20 protein-coding genes and 5 tRNA genes are annotated in these 25,110 nt (G+C 73.5%); 12 read left to right on the top strand and 13 right to left on the bottom strand.

Going from position 1 to position 25,110, the window contains the following annotated elements:
* The first annotated feature begins 24 nt into the window (after positions 1–24).
* The 3 genes from bioD to ABZU74_RS08715 are packed head-to-tail and all read left to right on the top strand — an operon-like array spanning position 25 to position 3,053.
* Positions 25–750 (top strand): dethiobiotin synthase, encoded by a 726-nt coding sequence (bioD, locus tag ABZU74_RS08725; protein WP_355420505.1) that lies wholly within the window; start codon positions 25–27, stop codon positions 748–750.
* A 54-nt stretch (positions 751–804) separates the two neighbouring features.
* Positions 805–2,376 carry a histidine kinase gene (locus ABZU74_RS08720; RefSeq protein WP_355419962.1) on the top strand — a complete coding sequence of 524 codons (1,572 nt, stop codon included), beginning with the start codon at positions 805–807 and terminating at the stop codon, positions 2,374–2,376.
* Positions 2,376–3,053, top strand: a complete 678-nt coding sequence (locus ABZU74_RS08715; RefSeq protein ID WP_355419959.1) for a response regulator transcription factor — start codon at positions 2,376–2,378, stop codon at positions 3,051–3,053. Before ABZU74_RS08720 ends, ABZU74_RS08715 begins: the two co-directional genes overlap by 1 nt.
* Positions 3,054–3,090: 37 nt before the next feature.
* Here ABZU74_RS08715 and ABZU74_RS08710 read toward each other — a convergent pair whose 3' ends face one another.
* From ABZU74_RS08710 to ABZU74_RS08690, 5 genes are all read right to left on the bottom strand, one after another.
* Positions 3,091–3,912 carry an ABC transporter permease subunit gene (locus ABZU74_RS08710; protein WP_355419957.1) on the bottom strand — a complete coding sequence of 274 codons (822 nt, stop codon included), beginning with the start codon at positions 3,910–3,912 and terminating at the stop codon, positions 3,091–3,093.
* Positions 3,909–4,841: an ATP-binding cassette domain-containing protein gene (locus ABZU74_RS08705; protein ID WP_355419954.1), complete on the bottom strand. Its 933-nt coding sequence runs from the start codon at positions 4,839–4,841 to the stop codon at positions 3,909–3,911. The genes ABZU74_RS08710 and ABZU74_RS08705 overlap by 4 nt, the downstream gene beginning before the upstream one ends.
* Before the next feature lie 89 nt (positions 4,842–4,930).
* Complete coding sequence (locus ABZU74_RS08700) at positions 4,931–5,779, bottom strand: polysaccharide deacetylase family protein (RefSeq protein WP_355419951.1); 849 nt, start codon at positions 5,777–5,779, stop codon at positions 4,931–4,933.
* A 24-nt stretch (positions 5,780–5,803) separates the two neighbouring features.
* The gene (locus ABZU74_RS08695) at positions 5,804–6,994 is read right to left on the bottom strand and encodes a cytochrome P450 (protein ID WP_355419948.1); all 1,191 of its coding nucleotides are present in this window, start codon (positions 6,992–6,994) and stop codon (positions 5,804–5,806) included.
* Between the two features lie 9 nt (positions 6,995–7,003).
* Complete coding sequence (locus ABZU74_RS08690) at positions 7,004–7,672, bottom strand: 50S ribosomal protein L11 methyltransferase (protein ID WP_355419945.1); 669 nt, start codon at positions 7,670–7,672, stop codon at positions 7,004–7,006.
* Between the two features lie 150 nt (positions 7,673–7,822).
* Between ABZU74_RS08690 and ABZU74_RS08685 the strand changes: the two genes are divergently transcribed.
* Positions 7,823–8,716 (top strand): hypothetical protein, encoded by an 894-nt coding sequence (locus ABZU74_RS08685; protein WP_355419942.1) that lies wholly within the window; start codon positions 7,823–7,825, stop codon positions 8,714–8,716.
* Positions 8,717–8,761: 45 nt separating this feature from the next.
* Here ABZU74_RS08685 and ABZU74_RS08680 read toward each other — a convergent pair whose 3' ends face one another.
* The 3 genes from ABZU74_RS08680 to ABZU74_RS08670 all read right to left on the bottom strand — a co-directional run bounded on the left by ABZU74_RS08680 (position 8,762) and on the right by ABZU74_RS08670 (position 13,405).
* A complete protein-coding gene (locus ABZU74_RS08680) occupies positions 8,762–11,692 on the bottom strand; it encodes a M36 family metallopeptidase (RefSeq protein ID WP_355419939.1) in 2,931 nt (976 codons plus the stop codon).
* A 446-nt stretch (positions 11,693–12,138) separates the two neighbouring features.
* Positions 12,139–12,720 carry a TIGR03086 family metal-binding protein gene (locus ABZU74_RS08675; RefSeq protein WP_355419936.1) on the bottom strand — a complete coding sequence of 194 codons (582 nt, stop codon included), beginning with the start codon at positions 12,718–12,720 and terminating at the stop codon, positions 12,139–12,141.
* Between the two features lie 82 nt (positions 12,721–12,802).
* On the bottom strand, positions 12,803–13,405 hold the full coding sequence (locus ABZU74_RS08670) for a TetR/AcrR family transcriptional regulator (RefSeq protein ID WP_196921788.1): 603 nt from the start codon (positions 13,403–13,405) through the stop codon (positions 12,803–12,805).
* Positions 13,406–13,792: 387 nt separating this feature from the next.
* Between ABZU74_RS08670 and ABZU74_RS08665 the strand changes: the two genes are divergently transcribed.
* The 3 genes from ABZU74_RS08665 to ABZU74_RS08655 all read left to right on the top strand — a co-directional run bounded on the left by ABZU74_RS08665 (position 13,793) and on the right by ABZU74_RS08655 (position 14,058).
* Positions 13,793–13,865 (top strand) — tRNA-Gly (locus tag ABZU74_RS08665).
* 34 nt (positions 13,866–13,899) lie between these two features.
* Positions 13,900–13,970: transfer RNA gene (locus tag ABZU74_RS08660), tRNA-Cys, on the top strand.
* Between the two features lie 13 nt (positions 13,971–13,983).
* Positions 13,984–14,058 (top strand) — tRNA-Val (locus ABZU74_RS08655).
* Positions 14,059–14,122: 64 nt separating this feature from the next.
* Here ABZU74_RS08655 and ABZU74_RS08650 read toward each other — a convergent pair.
* Positions 14,123–14,608 (bottom strand): winged helix-turn-helix domain-containing protein, encoded by a 486-nt coding sequence (locus tag ABZU74_RS08650; protein WP_355420502.1) that lies wholly within the window; start codon positions 14,606–14,608, stop codon positions 14,123–14,125.
* 182 nt (positions 14,609–14,790) lie between these two features.
* The gene (locus tag ABZU74_RS08645) at positions 14,791–15,525 is read right to left on the bottom strand and encodes a GNAT family N-acetyltransferase (protein ID WP_355419932.1); all 735 of its coding nucleotides are present in this window, start codon (positions 15,523–15,525) and stop codon (positions 14,791–14,793) included.
* A 118-nt stretch (positions 15,526–15,643) separates the two neighbouring features.
* Between ABZU74_RS08645 and ABZU74_RS08640 the strand changes: the two genes are divergently transcribed.
* The 3 genes from ABZU74_RS08640 (at position 15,644) to ABZU74_RS08630 (ending at position 18,385) form a co-directional block, all read left to right on the top strand.
* Positions 15,644–16,225: a TetR family transcriptional regulator gene (locus ABZU74_RS08640; protein ID WP_355419929.1), complete on the top strand. Its 582-nt coding sequence runs from the start codon at positions 15,644–15,646 to the stop codon at positions 16,223–16,225.
* A gap of 80 nt (positions 16,226–16,305) precedes the next feature.
* Entirely contained in the window at positions 16,306–17,415 is a 1,110-nt protein-coding gene (locus tag ABZU74_RS08635; RefSeq protein ID WP_355419926.1) for a Gfo/Idh/MocA family oxidoreductase, read from the top strand.
* Between the two features lie 13 nt (positions 17,416–17,428).
* Positions 17,429–18,385: an NADP-dependent oxidoreductase gene (locus ABZU74_RS08630; RefSeq protein WP_203125542.1), complete on the top strand. Its 957-nt coding sequence runs from the start codon at positions 17,429–17,431 to the stop codon at positions 18,383–18,385.
* A 169-nt stretch (positions 18,386–18,554) separates the two neighbouring features.
* Here the strand turns inward: ABZU74_RS08630 and ABZU74_RS08625 are convergent, their stop codons facing one another.
* The gene (locus ABZU74_RS08625; protein ID WP_091400768.1) at positions 18,555–18,797 is read right to left on the bottom strand and encodes a DUF6458 family protein; all 243 of its coding nucleotides are present in this window, start codon (positions 18,795–18,797) and stop codon (positions 18,555–18,557) included.
* A gap of 146 nt (positions 18,798–18,943) precedes the next feature.
* Between ABZU74_RS08625 and ABZU74_RS08620 the strand changes: the two genes are divergently transcribed.
* Both ABZU74_RS08620 and ABZU74_RS08615 read left to right on the top strand, forming a co-directional pair.
* Positions 18,944–19,016: transfer RNA gene (locus ABZU74_RS08620), tRNA-Gly, on the top strand.
* A 26-nt stretch (positions 19,017–19,042) separates the two neighbouring features.
* Positions 19,043–19,117, top strand: a tRNA-Val gene (locus ABZU74_RS08615).
* A gap of 86 nt (positions 19,118–19,203) precedes the next feature.
* On the opposite strand, the gene ABZU74_RS08610 is transcribed toward ABZU74_RS08615, so the two are convergent.
* The gene (locus tag ABZU74_RS08610) at positions 19,204–21,957 is read right to left on the bottom strand and encodes an FtsX-like permease family protein (RefSeq protein ID WP_355419923.1); all 2,754 of its coding nucleotides are present in this window, start codon (positions 21,955–21,957) and stop codon (positions 19,204–19,206) included.
* Positions 21,954–25,109, bottom strand: coding sequence for a permease (locus tag ABZU74_RS08605; protein WP_355419920.1), 3,156 nt, complete (start codon positions 25,107–25,109; stop codon positions 21,954–21,956). The genes ABZU74_RS08610 and ABZU74_RS08605 overlap by 4 nt, the downstream gene beginning before the upstream one ends.
* Position 25,110: the final 1 nt, after the last annotated feature.

Raw genomic sequence — 25,110 nt, 5'->3', positions numbered from 1 at the left:
GCAGTCGCGAAGGAAGGCGGACCAGTGACCGGGTGGGCGGGGCCGGTTCTGGTTACCGGAACGGACACCGAGGTCGGTAAGACGGTGGTGACCGCGGCGATCGCGGCCGCCGCGCAGGCGGCCGGGCTGCGGGTGGCGGTGGTGAAACCGGGCCAGACCGGTACGGCCGGTGGTGAGCCCGGCGACGTGGACGCGGTCAACCGGCTGGCTGCGCCGCTGACCGGTCGGACCCTGGCCAGCTATCCGGATCCTCTTGCCCCGTTGGCCGCCGCGCGGGTCGCCGACCTGCCGCCGTTGGAGTTGTACGCGGCGGTGGACGCCGTCCGCGAGGAGGCCGACAAGCACGACCTCGTGTTGATCGAGGGTGCGGGTGGGTTGCTGGTTCCGATGGGGCTGCGGCCGTCGGGGGAGCCGTGGACGATGGCCGACCTGGCGGTGTCGCTCGGCGCGCCAGCGGTGGTGGTCGCCCGCGCCGGGTTGGGCACGCTCAACCACACCGCGTTGACCTTGGAGGCGCTGGATCGTCGGGCGGTGCCGGCGGGTGTGGTGATCGGCGCCTGGCCGGCCCGGCCGGAGCTGGTGCACTGGACGAACCTCACCGACCTGGTGCCGAACCTGCTCGGCGCGCTGCCCGACGGCGCGGGCGCGATGGATCCGGGTGTGTTCCGGCGGTCCGCGCCGGGTTGGCTCACCCCGGCCCTGCACGGCGTGCTCGACGACTGGCGGGTATGGGCCGAGGAGAGCGGCTGAACATCTGACTTTCGTCAGTGTTCGCGCAGGTCGGGCGTGGGTAGCCTGGCCGCCGTGGGGATCCTCGACTCCGCGCCGCCGGGTTGGTTGCACCGGCGGCGTCGCCTGCTGCTGGACGTGCTGCTCTGGGCGGTGGTGGCCGCCCCGGTCGGCTACGCCGGGGTCAGCCCGCCCTATTCGCGGTACGCGTTGCCGCTGCTGGTCGGCAGCCTGCTGGTGCTCACTGTGGCGGTGGTGGCGAGTCGACGTCAGCCGTTGGTCTCCCTGGTGCTGGTGGTGCTGGGGTCGTTGATCGACGGCAACTTCCTGTTCGCCATTCCGGTCTTCAGCTATCTCGCCGGGCGGCGCAGTGCCACTGCGGGTCCGTCGATCATGGTCTTCGTGTTGATCACGGCCGGTGGCACGGCGCTCAACCTGGGGGTGCTCGGCGCCGGCGCGGCAACCTGGTTCCTGCTCGCGTCGGTGCTGCTCTTCGCCGCCGTGTTCCCCTGGTTGGTCGGCCGGTACCGCCGTCAGCAGCAGGAGTTGACCGACGCCGGTCGCCGGCACGTCGACGCGCTGACCCGCGAGCAGCGGGGTGCCGCCGAGCGGATCCGGCTGCGTGAGCGGGCCCGGATCGCCGGGGAGATGCACGACTCGCTCGGTCACGACCTCAGCCTGATCGCGTTGCGCGCCGCCGCCCTGGAGGTCGCCGCCGACCTGGACGACCGGCACCGGGCCGCGGCGGGGGAGTTGCGGGCCAGCGTCTCCGCCGCCACCGAGCGACTGCACGAGATCATCGGGGTGCTCCGGGAGGAGGCGGGCGCGTCACTGCGTCCGAGCGGGGAGACCGTCGCCGACCTGGTCGACGGTGCCCGGGAGGCCGGCATGGCGGTACGACTGGACGCCGCCCCGGCGGTCGCGGAGCTACCGGCGATGACCGGTCACGCGGCGCACCGGATCGTCCGGGAGTCGCTGACCAACGCGGCCCGGTACGCGCCGGGCGCACCGGTCGACGTGCGCCTCACCCGCGACGGTGACCGGGTCGAGGTGGCCGTCGTCAACGACCCCCCACCGGGCGGGCCGCTGCCCGCCCCGCCGTCGCAGGGCAGTGGGCTGCTCGCCCTCGCCGAGCGGGTCCGCCTCGCCGGCGGGACGCTCGACGCCGGCCACCGGGCCGACGGCGGGTTCGTGGTACGGGCGGTGTTGCCGGCCACCGCGTCGCCGCCGGAGGCGATCGGGTCGGCGGCCGAGGTCGGGCCGACCGCGTGGTCCGACGAGCGACCCGGTCCGGCGGAGCGGCCGGTGGACGCCGAGCGGCGGCTGCACGACGCCCGGCGGCGGGTTCGGCGCAGCCTGCTGGTGGCGCTCGTCGCCCCGGTTGGTTTCGCCCTGGTGCTCTCGTTCGTCTACTACCCGGTGGCGACCGCGGGGACGGTGCTGGACCGGGCCACCTTCGACCAGCTGCGCGTCGGCGCGCCCCGGTCGGAGCTGGTAGGGCTGCCCCGGCGGCAGTTGGAACGCCCCGCGGCTGTCGACCGGGCCGACTGCGAGTACTACACCGACGGCAATTTTCCCCTCGCGGAGCCGACATGGCGGCTCTGTTTCACCGATGGCCGGCTGGTCAGCAAGGAGTGGATCGTCTAGTGGACACCGACACGGCGGGGGCACCGCCGATCCGGGTGGTGCTCGCCGACGACGAGGCGATGATCCGGGCCGGCGTCCGGGCCATCCTCGCCAGCGACCCCTGCATCGAGGTGGTCGCCGAGGCCGGCGACGGGCACGCGGCGGTGGAGCTGGTTCGTGCCCACCGACCCCGGGTGGCGCTGCTGGACATCCGGATGCCGCGGCTGGACGGGTTGGCCGCCGCCGCCGAGATCCGCCGGGTCGTGCCGGACACCGCGACGATCATGCTGACCACGTTCGGCGAGGACGACCATGTGGCCCGGGCGCTCGGGCACGGTGCCAGCGGGTTCCTGCTCAAGGCCGGCGACCCGCGTGAGCTGATCGCCGGTGTGCACGCGGTGGCCGACGGTGGGGCGTACCTGTCGCCGAGGGTGGCCCGCCGGGTGATCGAGCTGGGGGCTGATCGGCTGGCCCGTCGACCCGCCGCCCGGGACCGGACGGCGGGGCTGACCGAGCGGGAACGGGAGGTGCTGGCCCTGGTCGGGGCGGGGCTGTCCAACGCCGAGATCGCCCGCCGGCTGCACCTCGTGGAGGGCACCGTGAAGAGCTACCTGACCAGCATTTTCACCCGGCTCGACGTGCGTAACCGGGTGCAGGCGGCGATCCTCGCGTACGAGGCGGGGTTGGTCGACGGTTGAGCGGGGGCCGGGGGAGCCCCCGCTCAACCGTCATTCCTCAAGCGTCGCGGCGGCGCAGTGCGGCCCGGCCCAGCAGCAGCGCGGCCCCGGCCCACCCGGCGAGCACTAACAGCCCGACCATAGGCGGGTACGGCTCGGTGTCGCCGGCCAGGAAGTGTCCGCCGGCCACGCCGGGGAACATGTCGGCGATCCGGTTCAGCACGTCGATGTCCGGCTCCTGCAGTGACAGCGGCACGATCATCAGGGTGGCGAGGAGCACGGTGAGGGTGAGCACCGCGCTGCGCAGCGCGGCGCCGAGGCCCAGCGCGAGTACGCCGATCAGCGCCAGGTAGACCGCCACCGCCACGATGTCGCCGACCGTGTCGGCGGCCGGTGCGCTGCCCCACTCGCCGAGCACCGGCCGGGCGACCAGGGTGCCGACCCCGCCGAGCAGCAGCCCGAGCGCGAAGGTGACCGCCCCGGCGATCACGGCCTTGGCCAGCAGCACCCGGCCGCGGGACGGGGTGCACTGCAGCGTCGTCCGGATGGTGCCACTTGTGAACTCGGCGGTGATGGCGAGCAGGCCCAGCGCCAGCACCACGTACTGGGTCAGCTCGACCGAGTCGATCAGCACGCTGCCGACGGTGACGATCCCCCGGTCGTCGGTCGGGTCGTCGTTGGTGTTGTCGTTCGCGGCGTAGATGGCCAGTTGGCCGGCGCTCGCGGCCATCACCAGCAGCCCGGCCAGAGCCGTCCACCAGGTGCTCCGCACCGAGGAGAGCTTGGTCCATTCGGCGGCCACGGCGCCGCGGAGGGCAGCCGGCGTACCGGCGGCCGGCGGGTTGGCGGGACGGGTGCCCGCGTCGGTCTGCGCGCTCATCGTGCCCCACCTCCGGTCGAGCCGCCGACGTACTCCACGCTGTCGGCCGTCAGCTCCATGAACGCCTGCTCCAGCGACGCGGCGTGCGCGCTCAGCTCGTGCAGTCGTACCCCCAGCTCGTGGGCCAGGTCGCCGACCTGGTCGGCGGTGGCGCCGCTGACGGTCAGCTCGTTCCGGTCGGCCGCCTCGACGGTCGCCCCGGTGGCGGTGAGGCGTGCGGCGAGGGCGGCGAGCCCGTCGGGGTGCGGGCTGCGGACCCGGACCGCGACAGTGCTGCGGGCGATCACCTCGGCGATCGGCGCGTCGGCGAGCAGGCGTCCCCGGCCGATCACCACGAGCTGGTCGGCGGTGAGCTGCATCTCGCTCATCAAGTGGCTGGAGACGAACACCGTCCGCCCCTCGTCGGCCAGCGAGCGCATCAGCTGCCGCACCCAGCGCACCCCGTCCGGGTCGAGGCCGTTCACCGGCTCGTCGAACATCAGCACCGGCGGGTCGCCGAGCAGCGCGCCGGCGATGCCGAGCCGTTGGCCCATGCCGAGGGAGAGCGTCCGCCCCGACTTGGCGGCGGCCCGTCCGTCCAGCCCGACGGTGTCCAGCACCTCGTCGACCCGGCGGGTCGGGATGCCGTTGCTGTGCGCCATGGCCCGCAGGTGCGCCCGGCCGGACCGGGCCGGGTGGATGGCCCGGGCGTCGAGCAGCGCGCCCACCTCGTGCAGTGGCCGGCGCAGCTCCCGGTACGCGCGCCCGCCGACCAGCGCCTGCCCGGCGGTGGGACGGTCCAACCCGAGGATCATCCGCATGGTGGTGGACTTGCCGGCGCCGTTGGGGCCGAGAAAGCCGGTGACCCGGCCGGGCGCGATGTCGACGGTCAGCGCGTCGACCGCGACGGTCGACCCGAACCGTTTCGTCAACCCACGTAATGTGATCATGTGCTGACGCTAGGCGAGTGGTCCGCTGCCGCACCGCGCCCGAACGGCACCACCCACCCCTGACCTTCGTCAGGCCGGTGGCGGTGCGGTCACTGGATGTAGTTGGTGAGCAGGGCCGGGGTGAGCCCCGCCCGGTGGATCGCCTTCAGCGCCGCGAGCAGGTCGTCCATCAGCGCCGGCCGGAAGTGCATGAGCAGGATGTCGCCGGGCCGCACCACCTTCTCGGGGGTTTGGTAGCGAACCTTCCCCTCGTGCACGGTCTCGCTCCAGTGCAGCACCGCCTTGGCGCCGCAGTCGTGCGCGGCCTGCAAGGTGGTGGAGTCGTATTCGCCGAACGGGGGGCGGAACAGCGTCGCTCGCGTGCCGAAGAGGGCCTCCAGCTTGTCCGCCGCACCGCAGATCTCCTGCTTCTGGTGGCCGTACGACCGGCCGGCCAGCGAGGTGTGGTTGATCGTGTGGTTCTCGACCATCCCGCCCGCCACCTGGATCTGTCGGAAGTAGTCGGTGTGCTCCGCCGCCGCCGGTGAGTTGAGGAACATGGTGACCGGGATGCGCGCCTGCCAGATGAAGTCGATCGCCCCCGGCGGGCGGGCCAGCCCACCGTCGTCGATCGTGATGAAGGCGACCTTCTGCTCGGTCGGCAGGTGGTGCCAGAACGCCGCCGTGCCGGTGGTGGGCAGCGGCACCGGCTGCGGGATCGGCGCCTCGGGGAAGGCCGGCACCTGGGCGACATACCAGGCGAGGCTCTTGAACGCGGGTTTGGCGGTCGCCGACGGCGAGGCCGACGGGGTCGGGGACGGGGCGGACACGGTCGGCGGGGGCACGGTGATCCGTCGGGCGTGCGCCGGGTGTCCGGGACCGACTGTGCAGCCGGTCAACGCCAGCAGCGCCAGAAGCGTTACGACGGCAGGGATCCGGCGGGTGGGGGTGGCTGACACGCCGGGAAACATACCGAGCGGATGTCAGGATCCGGTCAGCCCGGTGACCCCGGTCGAGCGGCGGACCACGAACGCGTCCGGCATCCGGAAGGTGAGATTGTCCGGGCACCAGGGCGGACGGAGCACCGTCACCCCGTCCAGCAGCGGCGCGGCCTCGGCCACCACCACCGCCGCCTCCATCCGGGCCAGCACGTCCCCGACGCAGCGGTGCGCGCCCGCCCCGAACGCCAGGTGTCGGCGTGATCCGCGCTGGCCCGGTCGGAACTCGTCGGGCGACTCCACGACCGCCGGGTCCCGACCGGCGCGGCCCAACCACAGCACGAGGCTGCTGCCCGCCGGCACCGTCGTGCCGCCCAGCGTGCTCTCCGTCGTCGCCACCCGCCGCCAGGTGACGATCGGCGGTTCCAGCCGCAACCCCTCCTCCACCACGTCGGCCACCGCGACCTCGCCGGTGCGCAGGCCGGCCCGTACCGCGGGCTCGCCGGCCAGCCGGTGCAGCAGCAGGGTGAGGAACTGCGAGGTGGTCTCCTGCCCGGCGACCAGCAGGAAGAAGAGCGCGCCGACCACCACGTCCGGCGGGTGTCCGGCCGCGCGCAGGTCGGCGGCCAGCCCGCCACCGACGGCCGCGAAGTCACGCAGTACGCGGTGGAACCGGCCCACCTCGGTGGCGAGCGCAAGCTGCCGTTCGGCGTCCAGTGGTGCCCAGAACAACTCCAGCGCGGCGCGGGCGAACTCCTTGACCGCGCCGACCGGCGCGTCCGGCAGCTCGACCAGCCGGGCCAGTACCAGCAGCGGCAGATCGGCGGCGAGGTCCGCGTACAGGTCGACCGGGTCACCGGCGTCGAGCGCGGCGCCGATCCGGGCCACCCGGTCCCGGACCAGTGTGGTGAGCCACTGCCGCTGCGCGGCGACCCGGGCCGGATGCAGCGCCTCGGCGACGATCGACCGGATCTGCGGATGGCTGGCACCCGAGTTGTTCGCCAGGGTCGGCGGCAGCCGGAACCGGTGCCCGGCGAGCACCCGCAGCGAGGTCACCGGCATCGGCGTCACCGCGTCCAGCGCGTTGTCCGGCTGGTAGCTGACCGGGTCGGCGAGAACCTGGCGGACCAGCGCGTGCCGGGTCACGACCAGGTGTTCACCGCCGACGTGGTCCGGCACCCGGGCCACGTCCGGCCATGCGGGGTCGGCCACCTGCGCCCAGCTGCGGAACAGCACCCGGACACGCTAGCCGGCGGCCCCCGGCAGCCCGGCCCGTAGCCGCCAGACGGTGGTGCGCTTCACCCGCACGCTCTCCAGCGCCTCCGGCACCGGCACGTCGTACGCGGCCACCTCGTCGAAGCGGTCCCGGGGCAGGAACGCCCGGCCGGGGTCACCGACCAGCGCCGGCGCGCCGGCCCGGGCGGCGCGCAGCAGGAACCGCAGGACCCGGCGGGCCATCGCCTCGCTGTAGAAGACGTCCCCGGCGAGCACCACCTCGGCGTCCCCGGCGTCCCCGTCGAGGATGTCGCCGAACTCGGCGTCGACGCGTACCCCGTTGGCCTCGGCGTTGAGGGCGACCGCCGCCACCGCCAGCTCGTCCACCTCGACGGCCCGCACCGACGCCGCGCCGGCGCGGGCGGCGGCGATTGCCACCAGGCCGGAGCCGGAGGCGAGGTCGAGCACCCGGCGGCCGGCGACCAGCTCCGGGTGGTCGGTCACGTAGCGGGCGAGGGCCTGCCCACCGGCCCAGGCGAACGCCCAGAACGGCGGCGGCCGGTCGGTGGAGAACTCACCCTCGGTCAGCTCCCACAGCCCGATCGGCTCGTCGGCCTGGTGCAGCCGCACCTCGGGCACGAAGGGGACCGGGGCCAGCCGGGCGTGCAGCCGGACGAAGGTGCTGGAGAGCTCGGACACCGCGTGATTCTCCCAGCGGCACGACTCCCGGCGTGTCGCGGGGGAGCGGTGACCGGTTCACCACCGTCGGTGAAAACGCACCCCGTCCTTGCCGTCCGGTGCGAACACACCCGTCTGGTCCGGCCGGTGCCCCACTTCTAGCGTTGCGGGGTGGAGGCGACCGAACGGAGGACGGCGGTGGTGACGGTGTGGCGGTATGCGCTGAGGGCAGGGGTGGTGCTGGCCTGTCTGAGCGGGGTGGAGCTGGCGGTGGCCGCCCCGGCACAGGCGGCCTTCACCACCGAGATGAGCGGCCTGCCGGGACGGTTCACGGCCGGCGAGCAGGTGCGGACGATTTCCGCGGTGGTCTCCCAGACGGATCGGCGCGCCAGGTGCGGGAAGGTGCGCTGGTCGATGGTGCTCAGCGTGCAGGGCCTCCGGCTCGACCAGGTGAAGATGGACCGGGTCGAGGAGAACGGCGACTTTCCGCTGGAGATCCGTACCGAGGGTGACGTGGCCCGGTTGACCGATCGGCAGCTCGACCCGGGCACGCTCTGCCCGGGCCGCACGGTCACGGCCCGCTACCGGGTGGCCTTCGCCGAGGACGTCACCCAGGGGCGGATCACCCTCGCCGCCGAGGCGTACGACGCCAACCTGCGCCTGCTGGCCCGGCAGACCGCCACCCGCACTGTGGTGGGGCTGGGCGGCGTCCCGACCGGTACGCCGAAGCCGACGAAGACCCCGCCGGAGCCCACCGAATCGGCGAGTGCACCCGCCGAGGACGAGAATGCGGCGACCGAGGAACCGGTTGAGGAGTACCCGGCCGACGCCGCGCCACCGGCGGCCAGCCGTCCGGTCTCCCAGTCCGGCGCGTTCGGCGTGGTGCAGGCCGCGTTCCTGCTCGGTGGGCTGCTGCTCTTCCTCGGGGTGGGGCTGCTGCTGCGGCTGCGGCAGCTGACCCGGGCCGCCGCCGGGGACGCCGACGAGGCCGACGACGACCCGCCGGTGGACCGGCGCTGGGAGCGCCCGGCCGTCGCCGACCCCTGGCGCCGGGCGCACCGCTGACCGAGGGCAGTGGGGGCCGGCGGACACCCGCCGGCCCCCACTGTGTCACTTCGCGAACGCCTGGAACTCGGCGATCCTGACCTGGCTCCGGGCCGGGCTGGCGGTCGCGCAGTCCGTCGTCGTGGCCGGGTCGTCGTCCTGCTCGCCCGCGTAGTGCGGGCCGCCGGTGCACTGGCTCGCCAGCACCTCGAGTCGCAGGTGGGTGGCGAGGGTGGTGGGTACCGCGAACGTCCGGAGGTTGATGTCCCGGCTGTACGCCCGGTACGCCCCGCCGGGGAACGCGTCCCCAGCGCTGGTGTAGATGCGCTGCCAGCGCGTCGGGTCGGCGCAGTCGGTGGTCCTCGCGTTGCAGGCCGACACCGCGAACGAGCGCAGCGCACTGAGCGCGTTCTGGGCGCCGGTGTCGGCGTCGCCGGTGATCGCCGGGCGCAGCATCGCGCTGACGTTCACCCGCTTGACCGTCTGTGGGGCGTCCCCCGGCAACGCCACGGTGAGCTGCCGGCCGGCGACCCCGTCCAGGGAGGCCCAGTTCGTCGCCTCGGTGTCGTCGGCGACCCGGTCCAGGTTGACCCCGTCGCCGGTGACGGTGGCGCCGGACGCGGTGGAGGCGAGGTTGCGGCTCATCCGCAGGTCGACGTAACCGTCCTGACCGGCCTTGGCGACCACGCTGAGCCGCTGGTGCCCGAATCCGGGAGCCACGGCGAGCAGGTCGTACGTGCCGGCCACCAGCTCCACGGTGTCCGGGATCGGGGTCGCCGGGTCGGTGTCGGCCACCGGCACGGCCCGCGCCTCGTACGCCCCCACGTACACCCGGATCGGCGCGTCGGCGCTGTCCCCGCGCGGGCGGAGGGTGAGCGTCGCGTTGCCACCGCGCGGCGAGGCGAAACTCGGCGTCGGGTCGGTGTCGCCGGCACCGTTGGTGGCGGCGTCCCGGCCCATTCCGGAGCGGGCGAACTCCGCCCAGATCAGATCCTGGTTGGCGCCGCCGAAGCGGAGCAGGTCGGCGGTGAGCATGTTGTCCCGCATGTCGAGCATGCTGACCTGGCTGGCGGCCTGCAGCAGGAACGAGTCGAAGACCAGCTGCGACCAGCGCCGGTTGCCCGGGCACTGGTCCGCCGCGACGGTCCCCTGTGCGCAGTCGAGCTGCCGCTGCGGGGTGCCGAGGCCGTACCGCTTGACCAGGGCGGAGCGGACCCGGAAGTTGGTGGCGCCCCAGATCTCCCCGTCGGCGTGCACGGCCGGGCCGGCGGTGTTGTAACCGATGTCGGAGTAGTTGAGGGGGCTGCGGCTCAGGTCGTAGTTGCGGATGCCGCTGACCAGGTTGCCGGTGACGTAGCCGCCGGTGACGAAGGGCGTCTCGCCGGGCGCGCGCAGCCCGTGCTGGAAGAGGTACTCGGCGGCGAGCAGATCACCCCACGACTCACCCATCGACCCGCCCTGGTGGCCGCTGATCCCGCTGTCCGGACCGGCGATCATCCGGTTGGTGATCGCGTGGGTGTACTCGTGGCCGATCACCGTCATGTCGTAGTCGCCATCCACGCACGGCGGGTACGGCCCACCCGCCTGCGGCTGCCAGAGGTACATGTTCGTGGTCGGCGGCAGCCCGTCGCGCGGGGTGCCCTGGTTGGCGTTGTTCCGGTTGCCGCTCAGCGCGCCCTGCTGGGCACGACCCTGCTCGGCGTCCCCGCCCAGCCCGGACGGGGTGAGGTTGACCGCCTGGAGGTTCCACGCCGACTCGGTGAAGCCCAGCTGGTACGACCAGTCGTGCATCCGGTTGTGCATGGCGAACAGGTTGGCGATCGACGCGTCCGCGTCGTTGCGCTGGGCCGAGGTGAACACCCCCGGGTTGCAGCGGGCCTGGTGCCACTGGTCGGTGAAGGGGTACTCGTAGCGGCGTTCCGGGCTGGTCGGGGCCGGCACGACCGGGGTGTTCGCGCCCCAGGACAGCACCGTGTTGGCCGAGTTGCCGCGCGAGGTGAAGGTCGGCGTGCCGGTGGCCGCGTCGACGTCCCACGGTTGGCCGGTGGCCGGGTCGCGGAAGGCGGCCTGGCAGCCGGGGGCCGGGTCGCCGCACCAACGCACCCGAGGGTCCTGCCCGGGGCCGAGGTCGCGGGGCGGGGTGGCCGGGAAGACCGCCCAGCTCGGGTTGTCGGAGTCGTAGTCGACGAGATCCTCGCGGACCAGCACCTGCCCGGTGCTGCCGTCCACATAGCTGGTGAACGCTGCCGGGTGCTCGGTGTCCGCGCCGATCATGGTCACCTCGTAGGCGGCCCGGGGCCTGTCCAGCGGCGTGGGCACGGCCACCGACCGGACGGTGTGGCTGGCCACCGCGCTGGCGGTCAGCTTGGCGTCGGCGAGCGCTGCAGCGTACGCCTGCTCGGCGGTGCGGGTGGCCGGCGCCGGCGCGCCGGTGTTCCTGGCCAGCGAGGAGCTGACCGAGAGCACCGCGCCGTCGGCGACGGCGAGGGTGACGAGGCCGTCCGGCCCGGCCGGCAGGTCGCCGAAGCGTTGCCGGAGGGTGACCACGGTGCCACTGCCGATCGGCCGGACCAGCACCCGTTCCATGGCGGCCACAGCGGCGGCGTCCATGCCGAACAGGTCACGGTTGGCGGCCAGGTAGGCGCGGGCCGCGGCCTCCGGGTCGGCGGGCAGCCCGCTGGCCAGCGGGGTGCGGCCGGGGCCGAGCGCCTGTGGGGTGCCGAGCCGGTTCCACCGGACGTCGGGGTCGACGGCGCGGGCCATGCCGCGTTGGCGGGCGTCAGGTGCCGCCGTACCGGTGCGGTTGTCGGCGTCGGCGGGTGCGTGCCCCTCGGCGAACGGCCCGGACCGGCGCTCGGCGGACGCGGCGCCGCCGGTGGGGGCCGCGGTGCTCACGCCGGTGGGGAGCAGCGCGGCGACCGTCGCCGTTGTCGCCAGGATGGCGATGAGCCGGCGTCGACGCCGGCTCATCGGGGGTGACCATTCCGGTTGTGGCACGGGACCTCCTCGTGGGAGCGGGATGGCCGGCGATCGCCGGCCGTCGCTGCGCGGTGACGCATGCGCATCTGTGGATATCAGTCTGCCGAGGTCCCGGCAAGGTCCCGGGCCGTCACCGCACCAACAGATGGAGATAACCCGACTTTACGAAATGGCCACGCTTGTAAAAGCGGGCGGTCGGACGGAGTCGACGCAGGATGCTGGAGCGGACGTTGGCCGTGGCCGTCGATGCCGATCGGCCCGGCCGCCTGGCGAGGCCCGCGAAATGCCTGGCCGCTGGCGCTGCTGGTGCCGACGCGCGGCACAGCGACCAGCACGCCGCGCCGCTGCTATCAGGCTTGCGCAGCTTCGACTCCGCGCCGCAGCCGCAGGCCAACCTCCACCGCCGGAGCTGTCCCCCGCGGTGTGGTCAGTCGGTGGTCAGGCGCTTGGCACGCCCTGCGTGGTCAGTCGCTCGGCGCCCAGTCGGGGTCGCGGCCGAACGCGGCCAGCAGGTGGTCCTGCTCGTCGGCGTCGTCGGGCACCCGTACCCCGGTGTGGACCAGATTGTTTCGCTGGTAGGCCTCGATCTGGCCGGCGAACCACTGGGCTGCTGCGTGCACCGCGTCTGGGTCGAACCGCGGCTGCGCGCCGATCGCCACCGCCAGGTCCCAGCCGTGCACGAGGTGCTCGGCGAGGAGTTGCCGGAGGTACTCGGTGGCCGGGGTGTCGCCGCCGGAGAGGTGCACGGTGCGGTCGATGGCGCCGGGGTGGGTGGCGGCGATCTCGGCCTGCGCGGCGGCCTCCCGCGCCGTCGCGATCGGGTCGGCGCCGAGCTGGTCACCGTCGAGCCGGTCGCCGACCTCGTCGATGGTCCGGCCGGCGAGCAGCGGCACACTCCACCGGTCCTCGGTCACCACGTGGTTGACGAGCGTGCGGACGTCCCAGTCCGAGCAGGGTGTCGGGTCGGACCACTGGCCGGGCTCGATCTGGTCCACCCGGTCGATGAACTCGGCCAGGCTCCGGCGGTACGCCTCCAGTAGATCCATGTTGCCGATTGTTCCGGTCGGCGGGGCGGCAGGAGCCCGTTTTGCCCGGCCTGGTGCGGCGGATCGGTGCTGGTTGCCCAGCTCAGTCCAGGTCGGCCGGGTCCAGGCCGAGCTCTCGGGCGGTGACCAGCCGGACCCACTCGCCGAACTGCCGGCGGGAGATCACCCGGTCGTGCACGGCGAGTTGGACGGCAAGGCCGTCCATCACCGCGCTGATCCGCCAGGCGGCCCCGTCCGGGTCGGCGCACTGGAAGGTGCCGTCGGCCACCCCGGCGGTGATCACTGCGGCCAGGTCCTGCCGCCAGCGCAGGTCGAGCCGGCGGGAGACCTTCTCCAACTCGGGAGTGCGCAGCGACTCGGACCAGCCGTCGATCCACATGGACCAGGAGGTGGCCCGCCCGGCCGGGGTGTAGAGCTTGAGGATCCGGCGAAGCTTGGTCAGCGGTGGGGCCGAGGAGCGGGTCACCACGTCCAGCCGGGCCAGGTCCTGCTCGACCGCGTACGCGAAGGCCTGCGCGAGCAGCCGCTCCTTGGTGGCGAAGTGGTAGAAGACCAAGGCCTGGCTCACGCCCGCGGCATTCGCCACATCCGCCGTCCGGGTGTTGGCCAGACCGCGCTCCACGATCACGTCACAGGCGGTGCGCAGCAGGGCATCCAGGCGGATCTCGGCCGCACGTCTCGTCACGACCGTTACCGTAGCCCATCCGACCGAACACGAACAGTTACCACCACGCGCCGATCCGCGCGGTGACAGTCGGAAGCCGGACACTTCCTCCGGGTGCCGTGGGTCGTTCAACAGAGAGTGTTCGTCGAGGTCCGCCGCCCAGTATCGGGGGGTGGAGACGTCGATGGTCGGGCATGCGACGCGGTGATAACGATCATTGCCTGGTGATGTCGGAGTGTGACGTTCCGTGCGGGAGATGGTCACCAGGTCAGCCCCCTAGGAAGCCTGCGGGTGGTGCCTCCCGTCCAGCCCCGGCCATGCGGGACGCGCCGAGGCGACCCCGAGTTGGCAGTCAAACACCGGCTCGGCTAAAGTTCTCATCCGTCACCCGGGAACGTCCGGGGGCGTGCGGACGTAGCGCAGCTGGTAGCGCATCACCTTGCCAAGGTGAGGGTCGCGGGTTCGAATCCCGTCGTCCGCTCGGAGCTGCCGCCACGCATGACGGGGGCAACCTCGGTGGGGTGGCCGAGAGGCGAGGCAACGGCCTGCAAAGCCGTGTACGCGGGTTCAAATCCCGTCCCCACCTCGGCAACAAGCACGGGCGATTGGCGCAGTGGGAGCGCGCTTCCTTGACACGGAAGAGGTCACTGGTTCAAACCCAGTATCGCCCACCAGAGCGAAACGGCTCGTTACCGGAAGACTCGGTGACGAGCCGTTTCCCTTGTGGCGCGACGGCCATCAGTCGACGCTGAGCCGGTAGCCGATGCCGCGTACGGTGTGCACGCGCAGGGCATCGTCGACGGCATGCAGTTTGCGACGTAACCGCTTCACGGCCGAGTGCAGGACCGACGTGTCGCCGAGGAACGCGCAGCCCCAGACCGATTCGAAAAGCCTCTGGTAGGTCCAGACGCCGACCGGTGCGGTGGCGAGTTGGGTGAGCAGGTTGCGCTCGAGTCGGGTCAGCGCCAGCGGTTCTCCGCGCCACGTCACCCGGTGGTCGAGCGGGTCGATGGTGAGGTCACCGAGGTTGATCTGGCCGGCCACGGCGACGGGGGGAGCGGCTGCCGCCGGAGCGGGGGCGGACGCGGTGTCGGAGGTGGGCAGCCGCGCCGGCCCACCGATCACCGGTCCGCCGATCATCGCCTGCAACTCCGCGAGGTCGGTGCAGATCACCAGGGTGCCGAGGCCGTCCAGGCGCCGGACCATCCGCTCGCGCACCGACACGTCAGCGGTCACGCAGAACACGAGGGACACATCGTCGATCACTGTCGTACCTCCCCAGGCGCCAGTAAAAGACAACGCTGTCTGAACCTCGTAGTCAATGGTTTCCGCAGGGCGGCCACGCCGTGATCCACCGGATTCCTGCGCGCGACCCGCAGCGCCGGCACCAGGCCGAGCGCTCCCCTTCAGAAGGTCAACAGGCGGAACTCGCCCACCGGCCGGAAGCCGAGGCCGTGGTAGACCGACTCGCCGACGGCCGACGAGGTGAGGGCCGCGGTGCGGACGCCCCGCTCGCCGGCCAACTCGAGGGCGGCCCTGGTCATGGCCGCGCCGATGCCCCTGCGGCGCTGCTCCGGCTGGGTGCCGACGAAGTAGAGGGTGACCAGACCGTGGCTGACCCAGGCGACGGCCGTCGCGACGATCCGGCCGTCGTCGAGGCGGCCGGCCAGCCGGAGCACTGTGCCGTCGCCGGTGAATGCCTTCTCCCGTTCGATCGTCGCCGCCACACCGTCCGCCGGGATTCCGGACACCCGGGCATAGGCCGGGACGAACGTGGCGAGGTCTGTGGTCTCGGCGATCCGCACGCCAGCGGGAGTCGGGACATCGGCCGTCGCCCCGATCCTCACCGCCATGATCGGCATCCGGGCGACCTGCACCGCGCCGAGGGAGACCAGGCCGTCCGCGGTGCCGGCGTCGCTGTCCGGGCCAACCCACCAGATCCGGGGTACGCCGTGCAGGCGCTGCCGGGCCTCGGCGAGGGCGTCCTGTGGCGTGCGCCCGGCCACCCGCAGTACGCCGTTGAGGGGTGCGTGCGGCACCTCACTGCGGTAGGTCGGGAGGTCGGGACCCCCGGCGACACCGATGTTCCAACCGAGCAGGTACGCCCGGTGCGCGGCCAGCACCGTGTCGAGAGGCTCCATGATCTGGATCGTAACGCGGCGTCCGGGACCCCTGTCAGCCAGCGCAAACGTCTCGATTCGTCGGCTGTGACCGGCGGTACTTTGTCGATCGTTCCAGATAGCGGGTAGCGTCTCCGGCATGGCCCGCACCCGTGAGTTCGACCTCGACGCCGCGGTCAACGCTGCCATGAACGTGTTCCGGAGCAAGGGCTACGAGGGCACCTCCATGCGTGACCTCTCCGAGGCGACCGGTTTGGGCAGCGGCTCGATCTACGCCGCGTTCGGCAGCAAGGACGGCCTCTACCTGGCGGTGCTCGACCTGTACCGGCAGCGTTACGCCGCACCCATGGTTGATCTGCTGCGCTCGGGCAACGACGCGCGAGCGGTCGTCCGTGAGGTGTTCATCGGTGCCGTGGACGACATCACCGGGGACGGCCGGCACCTCGCCTGCCTCATCGTCGGGGCCTCCATGGAACGGGCTCACCAGGATGTGCGGGTCGCCGAGCGGCTCCGCTCGACCACCCAGTCCCTGGAGTTGGCGCTCTACGACCTGCTCGCCGAGGCGCAGTTGCGGGGCCAGATCAGCACCGACCGCAGTGCCACCGACCTGGCCGGCTTCCTGGTGACCAGCCTCCAGGGTCTGCGGGTGATGGGCGCCATCAACCCGGATCGGGCGGCGCTGACGCGTTACGCCGAGGTCGCGCTCACCTGCCTGGACTGACGTCCGCCGGACGACGTGGTCGGCCCATCGTCCAACCAACGTACGCTTTTCCGATTTATCCTGTTTTGAGGAGATGGAACATGTCCAAAATCGGCGTCGGCATCATTGGCGCGAGCACCAGTGGATGGGCCTCCACCGCACACGTGCCCGCCATCGCCGCGACACCCGAGTTCACCCTGCGCGCGGTGAGCACCTCCCGTCCGAGCAGCGCCGAGGCGGCAGCGGCCAGGTACGGCGTGCCCGCCTACCACGACCACCGCGACCTGATCCGCCATCCCGGCGTCGATCTCGTGGTCGTGGCGGTGAAGGTCACCGAGCACTTCAAGCTCATCTCCGCGGCCCTTGACGAGGGCAAGATGGTCTACAGCGAGTGGCCGCTGGGCAATGGCCTGGTCGAGGCCCAGCAGTTGGCAGACCGGGCGGCGAAGGCGGGCGTCCGCACGGTGGTCGGCCTCCAGGGGCGGTACGCCCCCGAGGTCCGATACGCCCGGGAGTTGATCCGCGACGGGTACGTCGGCAAGGTGCTCGGCACCACGATGGTCGGCTCGGGGATGGTCTGGGGTGGTGAGGTTGCCGACCCCAGCCAGGCGTACTGGTTCGACAACGCCAACGGCGCCACTCCGCTCACCTCAGCCACCCTGCACGCCCTCGATCCGCTGCACTTCGTCCTCGGTGAGTTCGACTCGGTGGCCGCGAACCTCGTCGTCGGCCGCAAACAGGCGACGGTCGCGACGGACGGCAGCACCATCCCGGTCACCGTGCCGGACCAGGTCGCGGTGATCGGTACCCTCGATGGCGGCGCGGCGGCGTCCATCTTCTACCGGGGCGGGGCGTCTCGTGGGGACAACTTTCGGTGGGAGATCAACGGCAGCGAGGGCGACCTGGTGCTGACGGCCGGCTGGGGCAACATGCAGGTCGCCGAACTCACTCTCGCCGGAGGCCGGGGCACGGACAGCGCCGTCCAACCACTGGAGGTGCCGGCGTCCTACCTGGACGGCGTGCCCGCCGAGCTGAGTCGTTCCGTGGCCGGAGGTGTGGCGCGGCTCTACCGGCAGCTCGCCCGGGAGTTGGCCGACGGCACCCGGACCGTCCCGGACTTCGCGCACGCCCTCGGTCGGCACCGGCTCATCGACGCGATCGAGCGGGCCTCCGCCACCGGCATGACGCAGCCCCTGGCCCGACCCGAATGACGAGGAGTCGAGCATGAGAGCAGTTGGACTACTCCGGTACGGCGGGCCCGAGGTGCTGCGGGTGGTCGAGCTTCCGACGCCGCACGCCGGCCCTGGCGAGGTCCGCATCCGGGTACGCGCCGCGGCGGTCAACCCCGCGGACACGCTGATCCGGGCCGGTATGACGCCGGTGCGACTGCGCGGCGGCGACCCGCTGCTGCCCGGTCAGGACATCGCCGGCACCATCGACGAGGTGGGTTCCGGGACCAGTGGTGCTCTCGCCCAGGGTGACCCGGTGATGGCCATGATCAATCCGACCCGGGCGGCCGGCGGTGGGTACGCCGAGTGGGTGGTGCTTCCGGAGACCTGGGTGGCGCCCGCGCCGGCGGGCGTGTCACCCGCCGAGGCGGCCACCCTGCCGCTGAACGGGTTGACCGCCCTGCACGCCCTGGACCAGTTGCGGCTGCCGCCGGGCAGCACCCTCGCGGTGACCGGAGCGGCCGGCGCGGTCGGCGGGTACGCGGTACAGCTCGCCAAGGCCGCCGGGCACCGGGTGTTGGCCGACGCGGCGCCCGACGACGTCGAACTGGTCACCGCGCTCGGCGCCGACGTGACGGTGACCCGAGGTCCCGATGTCGCCGACCGCTTCCGGGAGCACGCCCCGGACGGGGTGGACGCCGCTGTCGACGCCGCGTTGCTCGGCGGCGCGTTGCTGCCCGCGGTGCGCGCGGGTGGTGCCGTCGCGCTGCTGCGCGGCGGGCCCGATCCGGTGCTGCGGGCGCAGGCCGACCAGCGGAGGATCGACATGGTGTCCGCGTACGTGCACGAGTACGACGGGCGCCGCGACAAGCTCGACCTGCTTCGGCGGCTCGCCGAGGAGGGTGCGCTGACCCTGCGGGTCGCCGGCCGGTTCCCGCCGGAGGAGGCGGCCCGGGCGCATCAGCTCCTGGAGGCCGGAGGGGTACGCGGCCGATTGGTCATCGAGTTCTGATTCCGCCGCCGGCACCACCGGAGCATGCCGGCCCACTCGCCGGCCGCGACGCCTACCCGACGTCTGCTGCGGCACGGGGTCGCCGGTGCGACGGGTCGGCCGCCTTCGGCGAGGCGGCCGACCCGGAATCGTTGATCTGGCGGCTCTGTCAGCGATGGAAGTGGTCGCGTCACAGCGGAGGCGCGATGTCCCGCCGCTCCTCGACCTGCCGGTACTCCACCGGCTGCTCGGTGGTGGTGACGACCTGGCGGCGGCGACCCCAGATCAGCGTGGTCATGATCAGGCCGAGGACGCCGGCGCCCATCAGGATCCAGCCGACCACGTCGAGGTTGATGCCGCCGACGCTCGCGTCCAGTGCGAAGGTGAGGATCGCGCCGAGCGCGATCAGGAAGATGCTGGTGCCGATACCCACGACAGCCTCCTTAAGGGGTGTGGTGCGCTGTCGCGTCCTTCAGTACCCCGGCCGGGACCAGCGCAACCGCGACCGGCCAGGGTGCCGTGCCAAGCGATCTTGGCATCGGGTAGAGTTCACCTGTCGCCGGCGCTTGCCGGGGACGTGCGGACGTAGCGCAGCTGGTAGCGCATCACCTTGCCAAGGTGAGGGTCGCGGGTTCGAATCCCGTCGTCCGCTCGCGATGCGCCCCACGGGGCCGCCACGGGCGATTGGCGCAGTGGGAGCGCGCTTCCTTGACACGGAAGAGGTCACTGGTTCAAACCCAGTATCGCCCACCATCCATACGAGCAGATCAGACGACCCGTTTCCGGATATCCGGTAACGGGTCTCGGCGTTTCTGCTTCCCGCATGGGGAGACCACCGGCTACTCGCCGGCGCGGAGTACCTCGCTCAGCCGGTCGCGTCGCCGCAGCGCCGACTCGACAGGTACGACAGTGGCGGCCGCCGCCAGCAGCGCCACGCCCGCCAGGCCCAGCAGCCACCACGGCAGGACCGTCGCCGGGTCGTCGCCTTGGCCGGTGAGCAGCCGCAGGTCGAGCGGGCCGAGCGTCAGGCGTGCGAGCAGGGCCCCGAGTAGCGGGCCGCACACCGCGGCGACCACCACCGGCGGCAGGAGCTCTCCGGCGGCGACCCAGCGGACGTCGCGTGGCCGCAGGCCGAGGGTCCGCAGCCGGGTCAGGGTCTGCCACCGCTCCGACGCACCGGCGGCTGCGGCGAGCGTGAGGCCGAGCACTCCCAGCGCCAGCAGCACCGCGGCGGCCGTCCACGCCAGCCCTAGTAGCCCTGCGGTCAGCGGAGCCACTCGCTGCGCCCGCAGGGCGTCCGCGCGCAGCTCGACGTCGGCGGCGACGCCGGTGTTCGACACGGCCCGCGCCGCGCCGGGGCCGGTCACCCAGACGGTGTTCGGAACGGCGGGCAGCCCGGCCTCGGCGAGGGCCGCGGCGTCCACCATGACGACGTCGTTGGCGCCGCCGACGGAGGGAGCGGTACCGACCGCGGCGAGACGGATCGCCGGGGCGCCGTCCCGGGGTAGTTGCAGCCGCGTGCCGGCCCGCAGAGCACCGTCGCTCGATCGGACCAGCGCTGGGACGTCCCCGGTGCCAGGACCGGGTGCCGTGAGTCGAGCCAGCGCCGGCGCGTCGGGCAGCGGAGTGCTGGCCAGCAGGCGCTGGAACGCGGCGGTGTCCACGATGACCAGACGTGGGGTGAGCAGTGCCGACTCGGTGAAGACGCGTGCCGAGTCGGTGACCTGCGCGACGACGACCTGCTCTACCCCCGGTGCGGCGGCGATGCGTTCGGCGAGTGCGGGCGTGGCGGCGCCGACGCCGACGTCGAGGCGGGCGTCGGCGCCGACGGTGCTCCACGCGCCGTCGGCCAGACCCCGGGTGACTGTGGTGCCGAGGATGAGCGCGAACGACGCGAGCGCCGTGGTGCTGACCAGAACCAGCAGCGGCAGCGCGCGCCCGGCCGTTGTGGCCGCCTGGGCGGCACTGAACACGGCCAGCGGGCGGCGCGAGCGCAGGGCCTGTCGGAGCGCGAACCGCGCCCCGAGGGGCAGTAGCCGGAGCAGGACGAGCGCGCCGACGAGCGCGCCCAGAGTGAGGGCGCTGATCGGCAGGACCAGGTCTCCGGTCAGCTCACCGGTGTCGCCGTCGGAGGCGACGGGCAGGAGCCCGCGCTGGTGCAGTGTGACGAAGGCGGCGACCGCGGCGATCAGGACAGCGGCCTCCACCGCGGCGCGGCGCAACTGGCCGGTGGCCTGGATCCAACGCCGAGCGGCCGGGTTGGCGGGTTGGCGCCGGTCGCGGCTGGCGCGGGCGGCGGCGAGGGTGCCGAACGCCGGCCCGGCGACGGCACCGGCCAGGACCACGGGAACGGCCCAGGTCCAGGAGACACCCGGTGCGGCCGCGCGGGCGAGCGCGAGCCCGACGGCGGCGGCCGACAGGGACACCACAGTGGACTCGAGGATCAGTTCCGCACCGAGGTCGGGTAGCGCCGCCCCACGCTGCCGGGCGGCGCCCAGCACCGGAGTACGGCGGCAAACCAGCAGGTCGGCGGCGAGCAGCAGGACCAGTACCGTGGCGGTCAGCACCCCGGCGAGCAGGACGGCGGCCTGTGCGGAAGCGGCGCTGTTCCGGGTACGGGCGTCGCGCAGGGCGGTGTCGAGCTGCGACTCCCACCTCAGGGTTTGGTCGCGGTCGCCTGATGAGCCGGAGGCCGCCTTGAGCTTGACCACCTGGCTGGCGAGCGCCGCGGTGGCGTCCCAGGTGAGCGCGTCGGGTGCGGGGGCGAAGTGGACGGTGCGCCGCAGTTGGTCCTCGTCGACGGCGAGCCGGGCGTCCGGTAACGACTCGCGCGACAGCAGGCCGGCGAACCGGGTGGTCCCCACGCCGTCGGCGCCGGGCACGGGGCGCAGTAGCGCCGGGGCGAGTCGCCAGGCTGGATCGGCGCTGTCCGCGGGTCGGTAGATCCCGCTGATCCGGACGTCCTTGTCGCCACCCTGGCCGTCCCTGACCGGGATTCGGTCGCCGGGGCCGAGGTCGAGTGCTGTGGCGTCCTCCTCGGAGAGGCCGACCTGCACCGGCCAGGGCGGCCCGTCGTAGGGGGTCTCGACGTACTCGTCGGAGACGGCGGGGCCGGGCGGGCTGCCGGCGATCCAGGTCACGTCCGGGCCGCCGAGGTCACCGGCCAGGTAGGTGAACTGGAAGGTACGCGGCACGCTGCCGCCGGTGATGCTGAGGATCGGGCCGTTGACGGCGGCGACGGGTGGGAGTAGCGCGGCGTCCAGGTCGGGCCCGAGCGCGTAGGTCGCCCGGCCGCGGAAGTCGTCGACTTCCTCGGCGAGGCCGGGCATCCGGACCCGCCCGCCGGTCGGCCCGTCGTCGCGTTCCCAGTTGGAGTGGACGAGGACGTTCGCGTCGTGGCCGGCGCGGCGGACCGTGTCCTGGACGGCGTCGTCGGCGGCGGCGCGGAGCAGCACCGGCACGGCCCCGGCGAGCAGCGTGACGGCCGCGATGACGGCGGCGGTGAGCAGCAGCGGCCCCGCGTCGGCACGGCCACGGCCGCGGATGCTGGGCCAGTGCGGCGCCGGCCACCGGCGGGTCAGCCACCGGTTCACGGCGACACCCGCAGGTGCGCGGCGTCGGCCCGGCGGACCTGGACGGTGACCACAACGGCGACCGCCAGCATGCATCCGGCCAGCAGTACGGCGAGCAGTGCGGCCTCGGCTGGCCACGGCCAGTGTGGCTGGGGGGCCGGGACGGGCGCGGCGCCGGTGTCGGAGCGCACGAGCAGGGGAGCGACGACGCGGGTGGCGAGCGCGCCGACGGCCGCGCCCGCCGCGAGCAGGGGCAGCAGAACGCCGGCGTGCTGGCCGAGCAGCACGGCCCGGATGCCGCGCCGGGACATCCCCAGGCCGCGCAGCCGCGTCACCTCGACGGCGCGGACCTGTAGATCACAGGTGACGTGCAGGACGACGCCGGCGAGCAGCAGCAGGGCCGCGGCCGGGACGATGAGCCGGAGCGCGGCCGGCACACCGGCGTTCAGCGGGCCGCCGGTGAGGCGGGCGGTCTCCGCCTCGCGGGTCGCGACGGTGCCCAGGTGCAGGGCGGTGGCCCGGTCGGCGGCACCGGGACCGGCTGGGTGGCCGATCCACCAGGCGTCGACCGGGAACGTCAGGTCGCCGATGACGGCGCGTGCGCGGGACAGCGCGTCCAGGTCGGCCAGGACGGCGACGGCGCCGGGGGCGGACGGCACGGTCGGCACGACCTCGGCGACGACGATCGGCACGGGCGTGGTGCCGACAGTGACGCTGAGCTGACTGCCGCTGTCGACACCGACCTCGCTGGCAAAGCGGGCGGAGACGGCGACGGGCACCGGGCCGGGGTCCGGGAAGGCGCTGGCGACGAGGGTCCGGGCGGCGTCGTCGGCGCCGCCGAGGTCGACGGTCGCGGCCATCCGCAACGCGGTTCCCGTCGGCGTGGCGGACAGCGTGACTGTCGGATCGCTCAACTTGCTCGGGACCGGCGGCGCGGAGGTGGCGGTCCAATCCGATCCGGCAGTGGACCCCTGCGCCGGCACGGTGAGCGTGACGGCTACCGCGACGGGTCCGCCGACCGCGTCGGTGGTGACCGGCAGGGCGACCGCGACGAGACGCAGCCCGTCGGCGGTCGCGCAGGCGGGCAGCCGAAACTCCCGGCCGTCGAGCGGTACGGCGGGACCGGTGCAGGACGTCCGTAGGCCGGTGGCGTCCTGCAGCAGCAGCCGGGGCGTCACGGCGAGCGGGGTGTCGCCGGCCGCGGTCCCGCTCAGGACGAGCGGGGCGCCAGTCGGAACGGCAAGGCCGGTGACCCGGGTGCGCGGCGCCAGCGTGGCACCCACGTCCGCCCAACCGCGGTCACTGTCCAGCGGCCCGCGCAGGAGGGCGTCGGCGCGGGTGGTGTCGACGGCGACCAGGCGCGGCGCATCACCGGCGGTGCCGAGCCACTGACCGACGGCGGTACCACGGTCGAGGGCCGGGCTCACCGCCCCGGCGGTGGCCGCGCTGATGACAGCGCCTTCGCCGGCCACCGGCGCCGTGCTGAGGGTGAGTGCCAGGTCGGTGCCGACGGAGAGCGCGGCCTGGTCGCGCTGCGACTGGTGCCACGTGTTGTCGAAGGCGAGGCCGAAGGTTCCGGCCGCGCAGGCCAGTCCGACGAGCAGCCCGGCGGCCACCGCTTGTGGCCGGCGGGCGGTCTCGGAGGCCGCCAGCGGAAGGACCAGCCCGCGGGCGCGGTACGCCAGCCGGTCGGCGCCGCGAAGAGCGGGCCGTACCACCCGGAGAGCCAGGGCGGCGCCTGCGGTGAGCAGCAGCGCCGGCGCGAGCACCCGGACCGTGTCGGCGCGTGGGCTTGCGGCGGAGGGCTGGGCGTACAGCTGCCACCATCCGGCGGCGGCGAACACCGCGAGCATCAGGTCGGCGCCGGATCGGGCCAGCAGTTCACGGCGGGTGCGCTGGTCGCCGGCGACCGGGACGGGCCGGATGGCCAGGACGGTGAGGACAGCGGCGAGCACCAGCGCGCCGCCGGCGACCGCGAGGACCTGGGCACCGGCGATGGCCGGACGGACGGTCAGGCCGGCGTCGTCCATCGGCGGCAGGTGGGTCAAGCTGGCGTGCAGGGCCGACGAGGCCGGTGTCGCGAGCGCGGCGGCGACGGCGGCGACGAGCCCGGCCTCGAGTGCCGCGGTGGCGGCGAGTTGGCGACGGCTGGTGCCCAGGGCGGACCGCAGGGCGGTCTCGTCGGCGCGTATGCCCGTGGTCAGCCGGCCGGCGAGGACGAGTGCCGTCGCGGCCAGGACACCGCCGAGGACGGCGATGGCGAGCACGACGGCGGCGGTGACCTGCCGTTGGTCGTCGGCGGACCGCAGGGTCAGCGGCAGGTCGGAGGAGACACGGGCGAGCTGGACGCGGTCGCCGAGGGTGCCGGCCAGCGGGCGGTCGGCACCGCGCACGGCCCCGGCCACGGTCTCCAGGTCGCGGCGGTTGGGGTGGGACAGGTCCGGATGGGCGGTGACCTCCAGCCGGTCGACTGTGGCGCCCGTGGTGACCAGGTCGGCGAGGTTGACGAGGAACGGGCCGTAGGCGTTGACCGGCTGCAGGAAGCGGCCGTCCCGGTAGCCGATGGCGGAGCCGGCCGCGGCCAGCGGGTCGCGGTCCCAGCCCCGCCCCGCTAGCGGGCGTACGACACCGACGACTGTCACGTCGAGGGCCGGGACGGGCGGGTGGGCCAGTTCGGCGCCGAGGCGCACCCGGCGACCGGGGGTGAGGTCGAGCAGTTGGGCGGTGGACTCCAGCAGCACCGCGTCGCCGGGATGTTGTGGCCAGCGCCCGCTGACCAGCTCGGTTCGGGCCGGCAGGTCGTCAAGCCCCGACAGGTACGCCTGGGCCGGGACGGTGGTGCCCGGGGCGAGGGCGGGCGGCAGCGCCCGCAGCACCGTCGACGCCCGCGCGGTCGTCGTCACCGGGAACGGTGCGAGCGCGGAGGTCACCACCGTGCGGGTGTCGGCGGCGACGGACGGCACGTTCGGGCCCTCGACCGTGCCGGTGTAGACGGTCACGTCGACGGCGGCGGGGGCGGCGCGGGCCATGGCGACCTCCAGCGCCCGCTCGGCGGTGCGGGTGACCAGCAGGGTGCAGGTGCCCAGCAGTGTCGCGCCGATGGTGACGACCCCGAGGAGGGCTGCCAGCAACGGCCACTGCGCGCGGGCGCGCCGGCTGACCAGCCTCAGCATC

Origin of the sequence: Micromonospora sp. NPDC005171, from assembly GCF_040608575.1 — a bacterium.
Classification (GTDB): Bacteria; Actinomycetota; Actinomycetes; order Mycobacteriales; family Micromonosporaceae; genus Micromonospora.
This window is presented reverse-complemented; position numbering and strand designations above follow the sequence as displayed.